The following is an 18528-nucleotide window of genomic DNA, read 5'->3' as shown; positions in this document are numbered from 1 at the left end:
AGAAATTTTTTTCAATAATATCGATTTTCTCCAAATATTTTAGATTTGAACATTTTTAATAATTAAAAAATTTAGAAAAAATTAATTAATAAAAATAAAAAATAAACTTGACAAAAAATAAATTAGTCATTCAATTAAAAAAACGATTTGAGGATAATTGATGGTTAAAATATTATCAATAGGGAAATATTTACCTGAAAAAGTAATGACTAATGAGGATTTTGAAAAAATTATGGATACATCAGATCAATGGATAACTGAAAGAACAGGAATAAAAAAGAGATATTTTGCATCAGAAGGACAAGCAGCATCAGATCTTGCTATTCCTGCAATTGAGGAGGCAGTTAAAAAGGGAGGTATCTCTTTAAATGAAATTGAGGCTTTAATTGTAACTACAGTTACTCCAGATTATTTTTTCCCTTCAACTGGTTGTGTTATACTGAAAAAATTAGGTATAAAAGATATGCCTGCTTATGATATTCTTGCTGGTTGTACAGGATTTATTTATGGTTTAGATATAGCTAAAAATATGATACAATCTGGAAATTATAAAGCTGTTATGGTTGTTTCTGTTGAAGTACTGTCTAAAATAATGGATTTTAAAGATAGGAACACTGCTGTTTTATTTGGTGATGGAGCAACAGCGACTATACTAATAAAATCTGATGATAATGATGGTATTATTTCTTCTGTTATTTTAGCTGATGGGGAAAATTATGAAGATTTAATTATGCCAGCAGGTGGTTCTGTAAAACCTGCTTCTTATGAAACAATTGAAAATAGGGAACATTTTATTAAAATGAATGGGAAAGCTATATTTAAAAGAGCTGTAAATTACATGATTATAGCAACTGAGAAAGCTTTGCAAAAGGCAGGTTTAAATAAAAGTGATATAGATCTTTATATTCCTCATCAAGCAAATAAGAGGATTATTGAAGCTGTTGCAAATTTTTTTGAAGTTGATGTTAATAAGGTTTTTATAACAGTTGACAAATATGCAAACATATCTTCTGCTACTATTCCAATTGCTTTATATGATGCTATAGAGCAAAAAGCAATTAAAAAAGGAGATAAGGTTCTTTTAACAGCTTTTGGAGCTGGATTTACATATGGAGCTTCTATTATTAAATTTTAGAAAATTTTTACTTTTGAGGAGGTTCTCTGTAAAATAATAAAATTGATCATAATTTTAAAATTTCACTAAATATTAAAGAAATAGAGGCTATTTTACCTCACAGATATCCTTTTCTAATGATAGATAGAATAGATGAGCTAGAACCTCTTAAAAGAGCAAGAGGATATAAAAATGTAACATATAATGAACCTTTTTTCCAAGGACATTTCCCAGATGAACCTGTAATGCCTGGTGTTTTAATAATAGAGGCTTTAGCTCAAACTGGAGCATGTGCTGCATTATGTGCAGATGAATATAAGGGCAAAACAGCATATTTTCTAGGATTAGATAAAGTTAGATTTAAAAATAAAGTTGTCCCTGGAGATAAACTTGAACTTGAATGTATAATTGAGCACTTTAAAAATGGTAAAGGTAAAGGAATAGGAATAGCTTATGTTGATGGAAAAGTTGTATGTGAAGCAGAAATTCTTTTTATTGTTAGATAAATAAATTTTGAATTATTTAATTAATTAATAAATTGATTGTAAAGTTTGATAGTATTAATTAAATTATTGGAGAATATTAATGGGAAGGCCAAGAGGAAGATCAGAACTTCTAATAAAAAGAAGAAAAGAAAAGATAATGATATCGACCTATCTCACAATATCTGAAAAAGGTTATTCTACAATTACAATAAAAGATATAGCTGAAAGAGCTAATTTTTCTAGAGGATTACTTTTTTATTATTTTGATTCCAAGGAGCATATATTTATTGAAACTTTAAAATGGGTTAATGAAAGGATTTCTAAAAGACTTGAAAAAAAGTTATCTAACATAATGGATCCATGTGAGAAAATGAAAATTAAACTTGAAGATTCTTTTTTATCTATAAAAGAAAATAGACTTTTTTATCTTTTTTATCTTGATTTTCTTAGAGAGGGAGCCAGAGATAAAATATTTTATGGTCCAAATAAAGAGTTTAATAATTCTGCAATTGAAAAAATTAAAAGAATTTTAGATGAAGGTGTTAAAAGCGGAGATTTTTATGATGACCTTAATATAGAAGATGTAGCTAAAGTCATAAAAGCAATTGTTGATGGGTTATTAATACAATGGTTATTTGATGAAGCAGAAAATTTTTTTTACTATAAAAATTTAGCTATTAGCAATATAGGTAAACTAGTAATTAAAAACGAAGAAAAGTTAAAAAATTTTTTAAGAATTAATTTTTAATTAAAATTTAACTTTATAATTATCTTAATTCAATATAAATAAAAAAATATATGTGAATAATTTATAAATGTGATTAAAATATAATATTAAAATTTGTAGAATAAGAAAGTAAAAAATTACATTTATATAAAATTTTAATGGAGGGCAAATGTTATTAAAAGGTAAAACTGGTATTATTCTTGGAGTAGCAAATGAATTTTCAATTGCATGGGGATGTGCAAAAAAAGCTAAGGAAGAAGGAGCTAATTTAGTTCTTTCTTATCTTAATGAGAAAATGAAAAAGAGGGTTGAACCATTAGCAAATGAAATAAATGCAAAAATATTTGAAATGGATGTTACAAATAAAGATTCAGTTAAAAGTTTTTTTGAAAATATAAAGAACAATTATGAGAGTATTGATTTTCTTGTTCACTCAATAGCATTTGCAAACAGAGAGGATTTAGCTGGTGATTTTTATAATACTTCTAAGGAAGGATTTTTAATGGCTCTAGAGATTTCAGCTTACTCATTAATTGAAGTTGCAAGAGAAGTTGTACCATTTATGAAAAATGGAGGTTCTATTACAACAATGACATATATTGGGTCAACAAGAGCTGTTCCATCATATAATGTTATGGGGGTTGCCAAAGCTGCATTGGAAGCTAATGTAAGATATCTTGCTTCAAATCTTGGTCCAAAAAATATTAGAATAAATGCTATTTCTGCTGGACCAATAAATACATTATCAGCTAGGGGTATCTCTGGTTTTACAAATATACTAAAGTATACTGAAGAAAAAGCTCCCCTAAGAAGAAATGTTACTATAGATGATGTAGGAAATGTAAATAATTTTTTAGTATCAGATCTTTCATCTGCTATTACTGGTCAAATAATTTTTGTTGATTGTGGAATGAATATATTAGGTGTTTAACAAGGGATATTATTTTTTATATATAGGTAGAATTATTATCATTGAAGTTCCTTCACCATAAGTAGATTTAACTTCTATCTTTCCACCAAAATTAGTTATTATATTTTTTGATATTGCAAGTCCAAGTCCTGTTCCTCCTTTTTTACCTGATGTAAAAAATGTTTCAAATAGTTTACTTATATTTTCTTCTGGGATTCCAATTCCATTATCTTTTATTTCAACTTGGATCTCATTTTCATTAATAACTTTTATAAATGTTTCAATTTTTATTATATTTCTATTTGCTGAAAGGCAAGCTTCGTAAGCATTTTTTAATATATTAAAATATACTCTTTTAAATCTTAAAAGGTCTATTTTAATTTTATATTTTTCAATATTTTCACTTTCCACTATAAATTTATTTTCAATTCTGTTAATTCTATTGGTGTAGTCATAGAAGAATTCCTTTAAATATTCTAAAAATTTAATTAAATCTAATTCTTCAAATAAGTAATTTTCGCCCTTTTTCCCTTTTACAAAATCAAGTAGATCTTCCATCATGATAACAAGTGAATTAACTTCATCATGAATTTTGTTGGTAAATTTTGAAAGTGCTGGATCTTTCATTGAGAGTATCTCTGTGTATCCATTTATTATTCCAAGAGAATTCTTAATATCATGAAGGATAGAAGAAGTGAAAACTCCTAAAGCGGATAGTTTTTCTTTTTTAATTAATTCATCTTGGAGTTCTTTAACTTGTATAAAATTTCTTGTCATTTCAATTTTTTGCTGTTGAAGAATAAAGTTAGTTTGTTTAAGATTATTCAAAAGTTTTTCATTTTCATTTTTCAAAAATGAATCATATGAAGCATGATATATTAAAAATTTAAATTCGTTTATATTAAAAGGCTTTAATAAAAAATGATAGATTGGTAATTTATCAATTTTCTCTTCTATAAAAATTAAATCATTAATATCAAGTAAAAGAATAATATTGGTGTTTTTACTATTTTGAACTATAAAATTTAAATTTTCTTCTAAATTTTTTATTTTTTCTATATTTCCATAGACTATTAAATTAAAATCTTTTAAAATAGCCTTTATTTCTTTAATTTTTTCTTCATTTTCGATAAAAGAGTAGTTATAATTATAATCTTTAATTATGTTTTCAATTAATTTTTTGTTTAAATCTTCATTTTCAATAAATAAAATATTTAATCTTTTTTCATCCATTTATTACTTTTAAATATGAAATAGAATATTTATTATTATTTAATCTAAATTATGATCTTTTATATATCTCAAAATACATAAAGCAATTTTCGGGCATTTTAAACAATCTATATTATTAATTTCGAATATGTTAGAATCACAAATTATTTTTTCATTCTGATTCAATTTTTGACTAATATTTATTAATTCTTCTATTTCATATTGTGAGAAACCAATGTTATTTTTTATTTTATAAATAGAATTTTGAATTATCTCTACTTCATTTTTTATATTTTCATTTTTAAATTTTTTTCTGTTGCTAAAATTATTATAAAAAATATTTGATTTTTTATTGATATTAAATATTTCAGAAAAAGAAATATATTTATTTATTAAAATTGGATATAAGATAAAACCTACAATTATTCCAATAAGGTGACCCAAATGAGAAACTCTTGAACCTATAGCTCCACTAGGAGAAGGGGTAATTATCCAGAAAAATATATCTATTGCAGCAAAAAGAAAAGGGGTATACTTAGCCTTTATGGGAATTATAAAGTATATATTGACAATCGATTCTGGCATTGTTAAAGCAAAACCAACCATCAAAGAATATATAGCTCCAGATGCTCCAATTAAAAAAATATTATTTAATCCTGCTAGAAAATATATAAAAATTGAAATTAAACCAGTAATAGCTCCTGAAAGAAAATAAAAAATTAAGAATTTTTTTTGACCCCATAAAGCTTCAAGTAAAAGTCCAACTTGGAAAAATATAAACATATTGAAAAATAAATGAGAAAAATCACCATGAAGAAACATATAAGTAACTAATTGCCAAAAATAAAATTTATAAAATACTCCATATGAACTTAGAGCAAAATAGCCAATAAAATAGTAAAAAATAGATCTAAAGAGAAAAAAAGATAAAATATTAATAATAAGTATTATTAAAGTTGCACTTCTTTTTGTATTATAATTATACATCAGATATTCCTATAATATTTGACTATAAACAAAAATAATAAAATTATAATTTTTTTCAAAATTTTATTATTAATTTAATAAATTAATATAAATTAAATTAAAGCTGATATTTTGTTAGCAATATTAAGCAAAATTTCTTTATCGTATGTTTTCCCTTTTTTAAGAAAGAAACAAATAATATTGTTTAATTTAATTCCTTCAAATTTAGGTTTTAAATAGATCCCATCAATATTTGAAAAGAAATCTTCGTCTTTATCAAGAAGGGGTTTAAATTTATAGATTCCTTGTGGTATATAAATATCTTTTTTGAGTTCTAATAATTTTTCGATTAATGGTTCATCATTGTCAAAAGTTAAACTAAAATTTTCGTTTGAAGAGCCAACTGTTACAAATTTATTGTTTTCATTTTTTAATATAATAATATTATCTATTTTAAAATTTATAGCATATTCTTTAGATATCTGATCGAATGGAGATATTTGTTTTGTTTCGGCATCTTGAAAAATATCACTTATTTCTTTATCTGATAAAGCAATATCTTTATCTTCAGTTTCAAGGGATTCAGGTATTTTTTCTTCAGTTAAAGTTTGCTCTTCAAGAGAAGGAAGTTCAATCTCTTCTTCAGATATTTTAGGTTCTTCCTCTAAAGAAGGAAGTTCAATTTCTTCAGAGGTTTTTTCTTCTTCAGTAGAAACAATCTCTTCACTTAATTCAGGTAGTTCAAATTCACTACTTTTTTCTTCTTTAAGTTCAATTTCTTCAGTAGGTTGTTGATCAAAAGAGGATAAAGTTTCTTCATCAAGTTTAGGAAGTTCAAGTTCCTCTTCAGCTTCAAGGGATTCAGGTATTTTTTCTTCAATTAAAGTTTGTTCTTCAAGAGAAGGAAGTTCGATCTCTTCTTCAGATATTTTAGGTTCTTCCTCTAAAGAAGGAAGCTCAATTTCTTCAGAGGTTTTTTCTTCTAAAATCTTTTCATCTTCAGCAAGTGATGGTAGTTCTATATCAAAATGATCAAATTCTTGTGGTACTTCTTTTGCTTTTAATGAATCACTTTTGGATATATCTTTTATTAAACTTTTTAACTCTTCTTTTTTGCTTTCTTTGGTTTGAGTTGCTGAATATACACTTGTAGGGGTATAAGCTTCTTCAAGATAGTGGTCAGAGAAACTTTTCTTTGAGACTGAATCTAAAAATTCATCTTCTTCTCTTTTAATAAATTTTTTATCTTTTTTTTCGATATAAGGAGATTTTTTAATTTCCTTTTCTGCAATGCTAAATGATACTAATAAAATATATATTATAAGAGCAATGATTGATATTGCATATATTGTAATAAGTAATAATTGAAATTTATTTGTTTGAATTTTAATAGTTATTAGACCAAATTTATAATTTGATTCTGAAGGGGTTGCATCATAAAAAATATAATAGGTGCCTTTAGTTGATTTGAATTCTTTACTTGGACCCATAAATCCAAGTTTATTTTCTTTAGAGATAGTATTTATAATTCTAGAGAGCTCTTTCTTATCCTCGAGAAGTTCTGAATATGGTGAAAAAATTATAACATTATTACCTAATTGATAAATTAATGAATTAATATCTACAGAAGATCTTTCTTTTATTTCTTTTGCAATACTACTTCCATGAATGTGAAATAGAGCTAAACCAGAAAAACTACTATCTTTGTTATTATAAATAGGGTAAGGTATTATTATTGATGCTATTTTCGAATACTGATCATACTTTGAAAGTAAATTATCAAAAACAAAATTGTTTTTTAAATACTCGTTCAAAATTAAAGTATTTATTGATTTATTATTTAAATCTGGATTTTCCGGAGATGTAAAAAATATTTTTCCATTTTTATCTATTAAGGTAATAGCTATTATATCTTCATTGTTATTTAGAAATGTTTGAATTAAGAACTCTAATTCTTTTGTTCCTTTATAGTTTAAAAAATTATTAATAAAAATATTATTAATAAGTCCAATTTTTATTTTTGTTTTTTTAACATCTATATATTCATAAAAACTTGTTTTTATATTTAATAAATTCTTAAAGTATTTTTGCTGATCATTGTTAGTTAATATATTTATATTAAATGATATAATATTTGTTTTAATAAATATTAAAATTAAAATAAAGATTGAAAGAGCAATAACTATCGAAATAAGCAAATTCTTTAAACCTTTATCCATTTATAATCTCCCAATTTTTTATTTTTTAATTTATTATAAAAAAAAATTAATATATAAATTAAATCCAATATCTAATTTTTTTAAATATATTGATTAAATAAAGTATTATAAATCCAATATTTCTTTTTCTATTTCTTTAATTTCTTTATCAAAATTAAATTCTTTTTCATTTAAATTTTTGTTTTCAATAAGATTTAAATTATCTTCGCTAGTTTTTATTTTTGATTCAATTTTATCTTCTTTATAATTATTATTCAAAAAATTTGTTTTTTCAATTAAACTTTTATTGGTATCTTTCTTTTTAAAATTAATTGAGTTATTTTTTTCATCATTTAGGTTAATGTAGCTGAATTCTTTTTTATTTAATTCTAAAATTTCATTTTTTTCATTTACATTAATTATTTTTTTTTCTAAAAGAATAGAATAATAAGTTTGGGTAATTATTATTAGAAAAATAATTAAAAGTAAAAGAGAAAAGATCAATATATAATCAAGCAGTGATAATTTTGGAGCCCATGTGTAAATAAAAACTTCCTTATCAAAATAATTTAAATTTGAATATATATTTACGAAAAAGAATTTTTTTTCTATAGAGTCTGCAATAAAAATATTATTTGTTTCTAATATCTCATAATTTATATTTTTAACAATAAAGTTTTTTATAATATTTCCATTGGGCTTATATAAATATAAGTAAATTTTACTAAAGTCATTATTATTTGAATAAAAAGAAAAATAATATTCTTTATATTTATTTAGAATTAAAGGTTTGTAATTGCTTTCGATTTCTTCGAGATAATACAAACTGATTTTTTCTTTTGATGATCTATCAATGTAATTTAGCCCTTCATATAATGAATTTTCAAGAATTGTCTCTAGATATAGTTTTGCAAAAAAGACTTGATTTTCATATTTTATAAATTTTTGTTTTTTGTCAAAATAGAATATTTTGATTATTTTACTTTTTATTTTATTTATAAAATTATTTGAAACTTCATTTATTTTATTGAAGACCTCATTTATATTTTTTGCATAGATAGTTTGTGGAATTGCAAAAGAGGATAATAATATTGTAAATATTAATAGAGATGGTAAAATGGGTTTAGTAAATGTATATATTATTTTTTTATTATACTCTATCATATCTTATTTTTCGGTGTTTTAATAAAAACTTAATAATTTCTAGAATATATGTAAGTTTTTATTTTAATAGATAGTTATTAGATAATTTTTTATTATAAAGATTAAAATTATATAAAAATAATATTTAAATTAAAAGAATGTTTAATTATTCATAATAAGAAATCATAATAATAGAAATAAGCATAATAAAAGGAATAAAAAACAAGATATGAATTATAAATTAAAGTCGAGTTTTAAACCAGCTTATGACCAGCAAAAAGCAATAGAGCAAATTATAGAATCTTTTGAAAAAGGTAAAACAAAAGTAACACTTCTTGGAGTTACAGGTTCAGGCAAAACATTTACCTGTGCTAACATTATTGAGAAATTAGGTCTTCCTGCTCTTGTAATTTCTCATAATAAAACTCTTTCAGCACAACTATATAGAGAATTTAAAAATTTTTTTCCTGAAAATAGAGTTGAGTATTTTGTTTCAAATTTCGATTATTATCAACCAGAAGCATATCTTCCAAAAAGGGATTTATATATAGAAAAAGATTCTTCAATAAATGAAGAGATAGATAGATTAAGACTTAAAGCCACTGAAGCTCTTCTTTCAAGAAGAGATGTGATTATTGTTGCAACAGTATCCTGTATTTATGGTATAGGAAATCCAGAGGAGTTCAAGAAACAAAGAATACATATTTATAAAAATCAAAAGATAAAAATTAATGATTTATTATATAACCTTTTATCTATTTATTATCAAAGGGATGATATTTCTTTTGTAAGAGGTAAGTTTAGATTAAAAGGAGATATTCTTGATATATTTCCAGCCTATTCTAAAGATGCTATTAGAGTATTTTTCTTTAGTGACATTATTGAGAAAATTTATATAATAGATCCTTTATCCAGTAATAAAATAGAGGAGATAAGTGAATTTTATCTTTATCCTGCAAATTTTTTTGTAACTACTCCAGAGGTAAGAAAGATTGCTATTAAACAGATAGAGGAAGAGCTAAAAATAAGATATGATGAATTAATAAAACAGGGAAAGGAAATAGAAGCAAAAAGATTATGGTCAAGGACTATGTATGATTTAGAAATGTTAACAGAAGTGGGGTATGTTAAAGGTTCTGAAAATTATTCAAGATATTTTTCTGGTAGACTTCCTGGCCAACCACCTTTTACTCTTCTTGATTATTTCCCTGAAGATTTTTTAATAATTATTGATGAATCACATGTAACTATTCCACAACTTATTGGAATGTATCATGGGGATTATTCAAGAAAAAAGATACTTGTTGAATATGGGTTTAGATTACCATCAGCTTTAGACCATAGACCTTTAAAATTTAATGAAGTAGAAAAATATTTTAAAAAAATAATTTTTGTTTCGGCAACACCAGGTGAATATGAAAAGAAGAATTCTTACATAATAGTAGAGCAAATCATAAGGCCAACAGGATTAGTTGATCCAGAAATTGAAGTTAGAAAAAGTGAAGGACAGATGGATGATTTATTAAAAGAGATTGAAGGTAGGATAAAAGTAAATGAAAGAGTTCTTGTTTTAACTTTGACAAAAGAAAATGCAGAAAACCTTACCAAATTTTTATTAAAAAAAGGTGTAAAGGCAAAATATTTACATTCAGAAATAAAAACTTTAGAAAGAGTTGAAATTATATCAGATTATAGAAATGGGAAATTTGATGTACTTGTAGGGATAAATCTTTTAAGGGAGGGGATAGATATCCCTGAGATTTCACTTGTTGCTATTCTTGATGCTGATAAAGTTGGTTTTTTAAGATCAGAAAAATCTTTAATCCAAATGATGGGTAGAGCAGCAAGGAATGTTAATGGAAAAATAATAATGTACTGTGATAATGTGTCTGATTCTATGAAAGTTGCTATAGAAGAGACAAGAAGGAGAAGAAAAATACAGCTTGAATATAATGAAAAATATGGAATAATACCTAAATCGATAAGTAAAGAGAAATCTGAATTTATTGAAAGGGAAAAAATAAAAAAAGAAGAAATTAAAAAAGATGTTGTTTATGAAGATTTGCTTGAAAGTTATAATATATATAATATAGAGGATAGAAAAAAACTTATAAAAATTTTGAAAGATCTTATGGAAGAGGAAGCAAAAAAATGGAATTTTGAAAATGCAATATTTTTAAGAGAAAAAATAAATGAGCTTAAGAGTATGTAGGATTTTAATAATGAATTTTAATTTTTATTAATTCTTTTTTATTTGAGAATATTAAGATCTTATTTTTTTCAAAAGTATTTTGATTCTTAAAAAGAAAAAAGTATCCAAAATTCAAATTTAAATATTTTATTTTCCCTATTTCTTTATTTTTATATTTTTCTATGGTTTCATAGAGTTTTTTTTCATTATAATTAATGTGATTCATTAAGAAATTCATTAAAGGGATTGTTTGATTGAATTTATAAATAGATATTAAATTTATTGATGATAAACTTAAACTTTTATAAATAACTTTTTCTTCAAAACAATAAAGTAGAGATTGCTTAAAAATGTTATATAAATCTATTATATCAATTTTATCAGTTAACTTATTTTCTAATAAGTTTAAAACGGTTAAACTTAAAAAGCAAGGATAAAGTGTAATTTGCTCAGATTTTTTAATTTCAGGAAGTATATCAAAAGGGGTTAAAATAGAAAAAAAATTTGAGATAGGATTTTCAATCTGTTGACTAAAAAGAGGGACCGATATTTTATCTATAACTCCAAATATAATATTTAGATCTTTATTTGTAAATAATCTATAACTTATATTAACGAAAGATTCAGAGATTGATTTATAGAAACCAATTGATTTGCATGATAATAAGTTCATAAATAAAAATAAAAGTAAAAAATATTTAAGACAATATATAAATTTTATTTTAATTTTTTTTTTGTCCATTTTTTATTTTAACATACCATACATAATTGTTGTTTTTAAAATTTAATCTAATAAAATAAAAAAAAAAGTAAATATAAAAATTTATAAAAGAATTATAAAATATAGAAAAAATAAAATTTTATGATATAATTATATTTATAAAAATATATATAACTATTATTTACATATTTTTGTTTAATTTAATCTTATATTTAGAATAGGAGCTATAATGATGAAAAATATTTTAATTATTAACTATAGAAAAATTAAGGTAGGAATTTTAAAAGATCTATTACATGAAGAAGTTGATGAAAATTACTTTATAAATGCAAAAAATAAAATAGAATTAGATAATATTTTTACGGAGATAACTGATAGTATCATTAGTAAAGAAAAATATTTTAGTATTATATTAAATAATTTTGTTATTAAACTCTCAGATGATATTGAAGAGTTAAAAATTAATGAATTCGATATTGATATGAATATTAAATATAAATATATTGATGGAATTATAAGATATAAGAATGAAGAAATATTTTTAATTGATTTATCTTCTATTATAAAGGATATAAGTTTAGGAAATTTTAATAAAATTAACATTAAAGAATTAAAAGAATATTCAAGAGAATTAAATAAAGCTATAAATGATAATAATGAAAAAGATAGAAATATTATTAAAAACAATATTGAGGATAAAAAAATAAGAAAAGCAGAGGAAGAAATTTGGGCTATAAAAAATTCAGGGAATGATAAAGAAAGTGAGTCTGATGATGAGTATTTAGGAACTGAAGAAGATAAAAAAAGAATTTTTGAAGAGATTGAGAGGATTTCTGAATCTTTAAAAATAAGTGATGTTGGAAAAAGAATATCATTTTATTTGAAAAATACTATCTCCTTTACTAAAACAATATTTTTTCTCTATATCTTGTTAATAACTGTTTCAGGATTAGCTTTTGGTGGTTTTTTGATCTATTCTAAAAATGAAGAAATAAAAAGAAGTCAAAAGGTAGCCAAAATTGAAAGCATAGAAGCAATACTGATTAAAGAGTTAAAGAGAAAACAAGAAGAAGAAAAGAAAAAGTTAGAATCAATGCTTTCTCAGGTTCAGGATGAGTTAACAAAGGTAAATAAAGAAAAGGAAGAGTTTTTAAAAAATCAAGATAAGATACTTGAAGAAAGGCAGAAAAAAATTTACGAAGAGTATCTTGCTAAACTTGAAGAACAAAAAAAGTTATTAAAAAATAATACAATTTCAAAAGAAGAATATGATAAAATAGTTTCAGAAATTAATTCAAATTATAATAAACAGATGAATGATTTGAGAAATGAAGTTGAGAAAGCAAAACAAGAATACTTAAGTAAAGTTGCTGAAGTAGAGAAAAAATTACAACAGGATAAAGAGGTTTATCAAAACCAAATAAAAGAGAAGGAAAAAAATATAGAGGAAACAAAATCACAAATATCTTCCCTTGAAAAACAACTTGAAGAGGAAAAGAAAAAAAGTCAGGAACTTGAAAAAAAACTTTCTCAGGTTCAAATAATGTCAACAGAAGAGTTAAAAATACAACAAAATATATCAGATTATTTGCTTGATGTTTCAAATCAAATAAGAAAGAAAGATTACGATAAAGCGATTAAAAAGTTAAATGATTTTAAGGATTATTTAACAAATTCTCAAGATAGTAAAAAGATTGATAATGAAAGAAGAAATTACTATGTATCTTTGGTTGATACATTTTCATCTTTTATAAATAAATTACAAAATGAAGAGAATTATTATAATGAAAAGGTTAAGCTCTTAACTTTAGCTAATGATTATTTTAAGAACAAAAGATATGAAGAAGCTTTCAATACATATAGAAAAGCTTTTTCAAACTATTTTGTCGCTACTGAAATTGATAAACAAAGTATGGAAAATTTTATTAAAGTTTCATATTTATTAATTGATAAAAAAGAAAAACAAGATTTGGAAAATGAGGCTTCAAAAGTGTACGAAGAAATATTAAGACTTCAACAAGAAAACAAGTTTAAAGAAGGTATTGATCTTTGTAGAAGTTTTATAAAAAATTATTCATTTTCTTCTAATTTACCATCTGTTATTGACATAGCTTATAATTTTCAGAAATCTTTAGATTTAAGTAGAATGGATAATGAGGTTATAAAACTTCTTAGGGAACTAAATTCATTATATGAAACAGGTGATTATAATAAAGCTAAAGTAAAAGCTTATGATATAATTTTGAAGTATCCTGGTAATTCTTACACAAAACAGGTAATTGAAATTTTAAAAAGAATAGATGAAAAAATTGCAGAAAGTTTGAAAAATGTAAGCCAAACAGTTATAACTGCGCAAACACTTATAGAGAAAGCCCAATTTGAGATCCTTGGAAGAGTTATTTTCTATAGTGAAGACACAGAGGTTTTAAGATTTAGAATTGAAAAAATAGGTTCAGTAAAAGTAGGGGACGAATTAAAAGTGTATAAAGTGGATCAAAATAATAATTATATAATGATTGCTATTATTAAAGTAACTGAAGTTACAAATGATGTTGCTAAAGCTGTGGTTATTTCAAAGAAAGAAAATATTTCATTTGGTAATATTATATCTAAATAATAAAAAAATTTTCAAAGAAAATTAAACCTAATTTTAAATCTTTCGAAAAGTATAATAAACATTGAAAAATAAAATAAAAGAGTACTTGTATGTATTTTAAATTATGTAAAATAAAAGTTTTATTATTAATTTTATTTTTATCTTCTATTTTTTTAGGTTATATCGATTTTACAAATACTAAAATAGATGAAAATAATTTAAACAATATATCTAAAGCTTCAGAACCAATAATTTATTCTAATGGAGTTTTGTTTACTTACTCTGGACCAGGAAAAATAGTAAAAATATCTGGCTCATTTTTTGATTGGCAGTATATGGAAAGTATGAAAAAGTCTTTTTACGATATATGGTACTATTTTTTAAAAAAACCTTTAAAAAAAGGTTTTTATGTCTATAAATTTAATGTGGATAATTTTTGGATTCTTGATCCTAATAACTCAAGAACTTATAGAGATAATAATGACCACCAATTATCATTATTAGAAATTCCAAAAGATGTAAATTTTTATTCTATTTCACCGGTTGTGAATAATGATGGAACTGTTACTTTTTGGATGGAGGACAAAGGCCAAAAGTTTGTTCATGTTGCAGGTTCATTTAATAACTGGAATCCATTTGAATATTTACTTTATAAAGAAGATGGATTTTGGAAAATAAGTTTGAAACTTAAACCAGGTAGATATTTTTATAGGTTTATTATTGATTATTCAAAAGAGATAATTGACCCCAATAACCCAAATATTGGTTATGACTATTTTGGCAAGCAATGCTCTTATTTTAATTTAAACTCATATTAAATTAAAAATAAATTAAATTTAAATTAAAATAATATTTTGTAATATTTTCTACTTTAAAAGATTAAAAATAAAGTTTTTTGCTCTTTAAAGATAGTTCTTTTTCAAATTCTTCAAGTTTTTCTAAAAATTTTGTAAGACAATTGTAAAAGTCTTGTAAATATTCTTCTGAAGATTGATTGCTTAATATGGAGTTTTCAAAAAGAGTTGAACAAAGTTGTTTATTTTTTTGAAGAATCTCTTGACCATAATAAGTCAGTTTTAAACAATATACTCTTCTGTCATCTTGTGATGGTGTTCTTTCAATAAGCTTCTTTTCAAGTAATTCTGAGACTATTCTTGTCACTCTTGATTTATTTATTTTTAGCGCTTTTGCAATGCTCATCTGATTACAATTAATATTGCTATTTATTAAATCAAGAACTTTTGTTTCTACTGGAGTAATATTTAAATTTTTAATTATTCTTTTTTTACAAATAATAAACATTTTATAAATTTGCTCTATCTTTTCAAAAATATTATTCAAATTAATATTTTTAATTTCATTTTTTTCTATATTTTTCATAAATAAACAATAACAAAAAGAAAAATAAAAATCAATAAAAAATAGTATGAAATTTTTAATAAATTAAAAAAAAATTAATAGTTGACAATATAAACTTGTATTGTTATATTTATTTTAGAGATAAATTAAATTAGGAGGAATATATGATAATTGTTTATTCTACACCATCATGTCCATATTGTCAGTTAGCAAAGCAATTTTTAAAATCAAAAAATATTGATTTTGAAGATGTAGATGTTAGTAAAGATTACTCTAGAGCTTTAGAAATGGTTAAAAAATCAGGCCAAACTGGTGTTCCAGTTATAGATTTTAATGGTGAAATTATAATAGGTTTTGATAGAGCAAGACTTGAAAGGTTGATTAAAAATTAATTTGTGTTATTAATTTAATTAATGTACAATTTAAATAATATATTTAATAGTTTATTAAAATTAAGAAAATTAAAATTTATCAAAAGACCCTTTTTAATTTTTTTAATTTTAATATTTTTTCTTTTTGTTGTTTTGTTTTTAATTATAGTAAATAAAAATAGAAAGAGTGAAGTAAATAGTTCAATTAATCAAGAAATTTATAAAGTAGATGATGAGATAATTAAAAATTTATCATTTATTGATCAGATAGAAAATGAGTTTAATCAAACTTTTTTATTGAAAAAAGAGTTATATATTAATAAATTTTTTATTGAAAGATTTATTGAAAATCAAGGAGAATTTATTCTTGATGTTTCTGTATCAGGAGAAAAAGCTTATTCTGTTTATAACAAATTAAATAATAGGAAGTATGTTCTCGTAAAAACTGGGTTAATAAATGTATATAATAGTGGGAAAATAATACAAACTATTTCAGGTGATCTTATAAAATTAAATTCTCTTGAACAAGTGAAAAATGTTTCCATAAGTAAAAATGCTAAAATAGTTGACTATAATAATAACATTGAAATTTTATCAGATATAATGTTGATTGATCTAGAAAAAAAAATAATTAACTGTTTTTATGATTCTAAAATAAAAAGTATTAATGATAGAGTTAACCAGAATGATGAAAACATTTTTGTCCAATCTGATTTTATTATTTTAGATAATAATAATTTGAAAGTTTCATTTAAGAATAATGTAAAAGGTGAAATATCTAACAAAAATAATAGAATAGATTTTAGGGGAGAATTTGTATCTATAAAAAGGGAAAATTTAAATACATATATTGAAATTGAAAGTGGAGATTATTTAATTTTTGACTATAATAAAAAGTTATCTTTTAGAGGAGCAGGAAGATCTCATAAATTCAAAATTGAATTACCTGAAAAAGATGTAAATAAAGAACAAAATGAAAATAGTTTAGAAAATTCAAGTATTATTAATTCTAACATTGAAATAAAAACATTAGATTATATTTATAATTCAGCTACTGTTATTTATGAGAGCAAAGATGATAGAATCCACTTTTATGGAAATAATGGTGTTTTTACATATAAAGATTATGGACAAAATTACATATTAAAGATAAATAAGGGAAATTTAACTAGATTATCTGAAAATACTCTATTTTATTCAGATGGATCATACCTTGAATATGAATTTGTAAATAGGAATCTAGCTATTAGGGATAAAAAAAACGAGTCTAATAAGAAAAGTGATATAAAAGCAACATACTACAGATTTTCTTATAATAATGCTTTTAATTATGTAATTGAAGTTGATAAAGAGAAAAGTAAAATCGATTTTTCTAAAATTAATTATTTATATAATAATGAGAAAAATTATTATTATTTAAACTTTTCAATTTTTTTTGATAAAGATTTTAAACTTAGAAATTTTAAAAATTTAAGAGAAAAAGAGGAAATAAAAAATTATATATTTTTTTCTTCAAAAGAAGGAGATTTTTATTCGGATCAATATTTTTCTATAAGAGAAATGTGTATTGTAAAAAATTATTTAAAAAATTATATAATAATTGGTGATGATTTTTACTATGATTTTATTAAAGAAGAAGCTTATTCAAATAAAGATGTTTTAATTTGCGAGTATAAATATGAACCAGAATTTTATGATATTTTCAAAGTTGATACAGATAACCTTCTTAACTTTAAAAATCTTTTGATTGAAAATGAAAAAAATGAAATAGAATTGATTGAAAAAAATAAAGAAAATTTATATTTTTTTACTTATCCTGCATCAAATAAAATTATATATGAAAATATTCAAAAAATATCTAGGTTTGAAATAGATAAAGATAAAATTTCAAAAGAAATCAGGAAAGATTTATCTATTTTTTTTGCTTCAAGAATAATTAAAGGTGATAAAGCCAAAATTAATAATAAAATAGGTAGCTTTCAAATAGAAAAAAATGTTAAAGTTTTTGATTTTGTAAATTTACTTTATATTTATTGTAATAACTTAATTTATGAAGGAAAAGAGGAGGATACTTATCAACTTGATGAGAAAGTCCTTTTGATAAAATGGAGCAATGAAAATGATTATCTTCAAAGTGATAAAATAGAATTAATACAAAGAGGTGAAAGTGCTAAAATAGTTAATAAAGAAAATTTTGCATCTATTATTGGTTATCCTTTTTTTATTAATATAAAAGATAAGTTTATTGTTAAATCAGAGGTTATGGAAGTTTTATGGGAAAGTAAGACATTTTTATTTAAAAATAAAGTGTCTTTTATTTTTGAACAAAGCGATATAGATAAAAAAAGAGGTGTTTTTGCAAAAGGAGATTTTGCAACATACTTATATGAAAGTGGGGAGTTAAATATTTCAGGAAATTGTGAGGTATTTATAGATAGAAATTCAACGAAAGCAAACTATCTCAAAATATATATTAAAAAGAGGATTATAGAAGCAGGAAGTCTCAAAGAAATAAAATTTATTAGTTTTTAATAG

15 protein-coding genes are annotated in these 18528 nt (G+C 22.8%); 9 read left to right on the top strand and 6 right to left on the bottom strand.

What is annotated here, in order from left to right; all coding sequences use genetic code 11:
• The first annotated feature begins 160 nt into the window (after positions 1 to 160).
• The 4 genes from N3A58_06435 to N3A58_06420 all read left to right on the top strand — a co-directional run bounded on the left by N3A58_06435 (position 161) and on the right by N3A58_06420 (position 3257).
• Positions 161 to 1135 (top strand): ketoacyl-ACP synthase III, encoded by a 975-nt coding sequence (locus N3A58_06435; GenBank protein MCX8059035.1) that lies wholly within the window; start codon positions 161 to 163, stop codon positions 1133 to 1135.
• Positions 1136 to 1194: 59 nt separating this feature from the next.
• Positions 1195 to 1620 carry a 3-hydroxyacyl-ACP dehydratase FabZ gene (gene fabZ / locus N3A58_06430; protein ID MCX8059034.1) on the top strand — a complete coding sequence of 142 codons (426 nt, stop codon included), beginning with the start codon at positions 1195 to 1197 and terminating at the stop codon, positions 1618 to 1620.
• A 79-nt stretch (positions 1621 to 1699) separates the two neighbouring features.
• A complete protein-coding gene (locus tag N3A58_06425) occupies positions 1700 to 2347 on the top strand; it encodes a TetR/AcrR family transcriptional regulator (protein MCX8059033.1) in 648 nt (215 codons plus the stop codon).
• Between the two features lie 148 nt (positions 2348 to 2495).
• Positions 2496 to 3257 (top strand): enoyl-ACP reductase, encoded by a 762-nt coding sequence (locus N3A58_06420; GenBank protein ID MCX8059032.1) that lies wholly within the window; start codon positions 2496 to 2498, stop codon positions 3255 to 3257.
• Between the two features lie 9 nt (positions 3258 to 3266).
• On the opposite strand, the gene N3A58_06415 is transcribed toward N3A58_06420, so the two are convergent.
• The 4 genes from N3A58_06415 to N3A58_06400 all read right to left on the bottom strand — a co-directional run bounded on the left by N3A58_06415 (position 3267) and on the right by N3A58_06400 (position 8776).
• Positions 3267 to 4469 carry an ATP-binding protein gene (locus N3A58_06415; GenBank protein MCX8059031.1) on the bottom strand — a complete coding sequence of 401 codons (1203 nt, stop codon included), beginning with the start codon at positions 4467 to 4469 and terminating at the stop codon, positions 3267 to 3269.
• 39 nt (positions 4470 to 4508) lie between these two features.
• Positions 4509 to 5435, bottom strand: a complete 927-nt coding sequence (locus tag N3A58_06410) for a rhomboid family intramembrane serine protease (GenBank protein ID MCX8059030.1) — start codon at positions 5433 to 5435, stop codon at positions 4509 to 4511.
• Between the two features lie 92 nt (positions 5436 to 5527).
• Positions 5528 to 7633 carry a hypothetical protein gene (locus N3A58_06405; GenBank protein ID MCX8059029.1) on the bottom strand — a complete coding sequence of 702 codons (2106 nt, stop codon included), beginning with the start codon at positions 7631 to 7633 and terminating at the stop codon, positions 5528 to 5530.
• Positions 7634 to 7738: 105 nt separating this feature from the next.
• Positions 7739 to 8776 (bottom strand): hypothetical protein, encoded by a 1038-nt coding sequence (locus N3A58_06400; GenBank protein ID MCX8059028.1) that lies wholly within the window; start codon positions 8774 to 8776, stop codon positions 7739 to 7741.
• A 208-nt stretch (positions 8777 to 8984) separates the two neighbouring features.
• Between N3A58_06400 and uvrB the strand changes: the two genes are divergently transcribed.
• Positions 8985 to 10967, top strand: coding sequence for an excinuclease ABC subunit UvrB (uvrB, locus tag N3A58_06395; protein ID MCX8059027.1), 1983 nt, complete (start codon positions 8985 to 8987; stop codon positions 10965 to 10967).
• A gap of 4 nt (positions 10968 to 10971) precedes the next feature.
• On the opposite strand, the gene N3A58_06390 is transcribed toward uvrB, so the two are convergent.
• Complete coding sequence (locus tag N3A58_06390) at positions 10972 to 11619, bottom strand: hypothetical protein (GenBank protein MCX8059026.1); 648 nt, start codon at positions 11617 to 11619, stop codon at positions 10972 to 10974.
• Between the two features lie 280 nt (positions 11620 to 11899).
• On the opposite strand from N3A58_06390, the gene N3A58_06385 reads away from it, so the two are divergent.
• Both N3A58_06385 and N3A58_06380 read left to right on the top strand, forming a co-directional pair.
• Positions 11900 to 14284 carry a hypothetical protein gene (locus N3A58_06385; protein MCX8059025.1) on the top strand — a complete coding sequence of 795 codons (2385 nt, stop codon included), beginning with the start codon at positions 11900 to 11902 and terminating at the stop codon, positions 14282 to 14284.
• A gap of 89 nt (positions 14285 to 14373) precedes the next feature.
• On the top strand, positions 14374 to 15081 hold the full coding sequence (locus N3A58_06380; GenBank protein ID MCX8059024.1) for a glycogen-binding domain-containing protein: 708 nt from the start codon (positions 14374 to 14376) through the stop codon (positions 15079 to 15081).
• 61 nt (positions 15082 to 15142) lie between these two features.
• Here N3A58_06380 and N3A58_06375 read toward each other — a convergent pair whose 3' ends face one another.
• On the bottom strand, positions 15143 to 15643 hold the full coding sequence (locus tag N3A58_06375) for a MarR family transcriptional regulator (protein ID MCX8059023.1): 501 nt from the start codon (positions 15641 to 15643) through the stop codon (positions 15143 to 15145).
• A 143-nt stretch (positions 15644 to 15786) separates the two neighbouring features.
• On the opposite strand from N3A58_06375, the gene N3A58_06370 reads away from it, so the two are divergent.
• Together N3A58_06370 and N3A58_06365 are read left to right on the top strand one after the other, a co-directional pair.
• Entirely contained in the window at positions 15787 to 16014 is a 228-nt protein-coding gene (locus N3A58_06370) for a glutathione S-transferase N-terminal domain-containing protein (protein ID MCX8059022.1), read from the top strand.
• Between the two features lie 21 nt (positions 16015 to 16035).
• The gene (locus N3A58_06365; GenBank protein ID MCX8059021.1) at positions 16036 to 18525 is read left to right on the top strand and encodes a hypothetical protein; all 2490 of its coding nucleotides are present in this window, start codon (positions 16036 to 16038) and stop codon (positions 18523 to 18525) included.
• Positions 18526 to 18528: the final 3 nt, after the last annotated feature.

The organism is Spirochaetota bacterium (genome assembly GCA_026415295.1).
Classification (GTDB): domain Bacteria; phylum Spirochaetota; class JAAYUW01; order JAAYUW01; family JAOAHJ01; genus JAOAHJ01.
The sequence above is the reverse complement of the archived record's forward strand: the minus strand, read 5'-3'. Positions and strand labels throughout refer to the sequence as shown.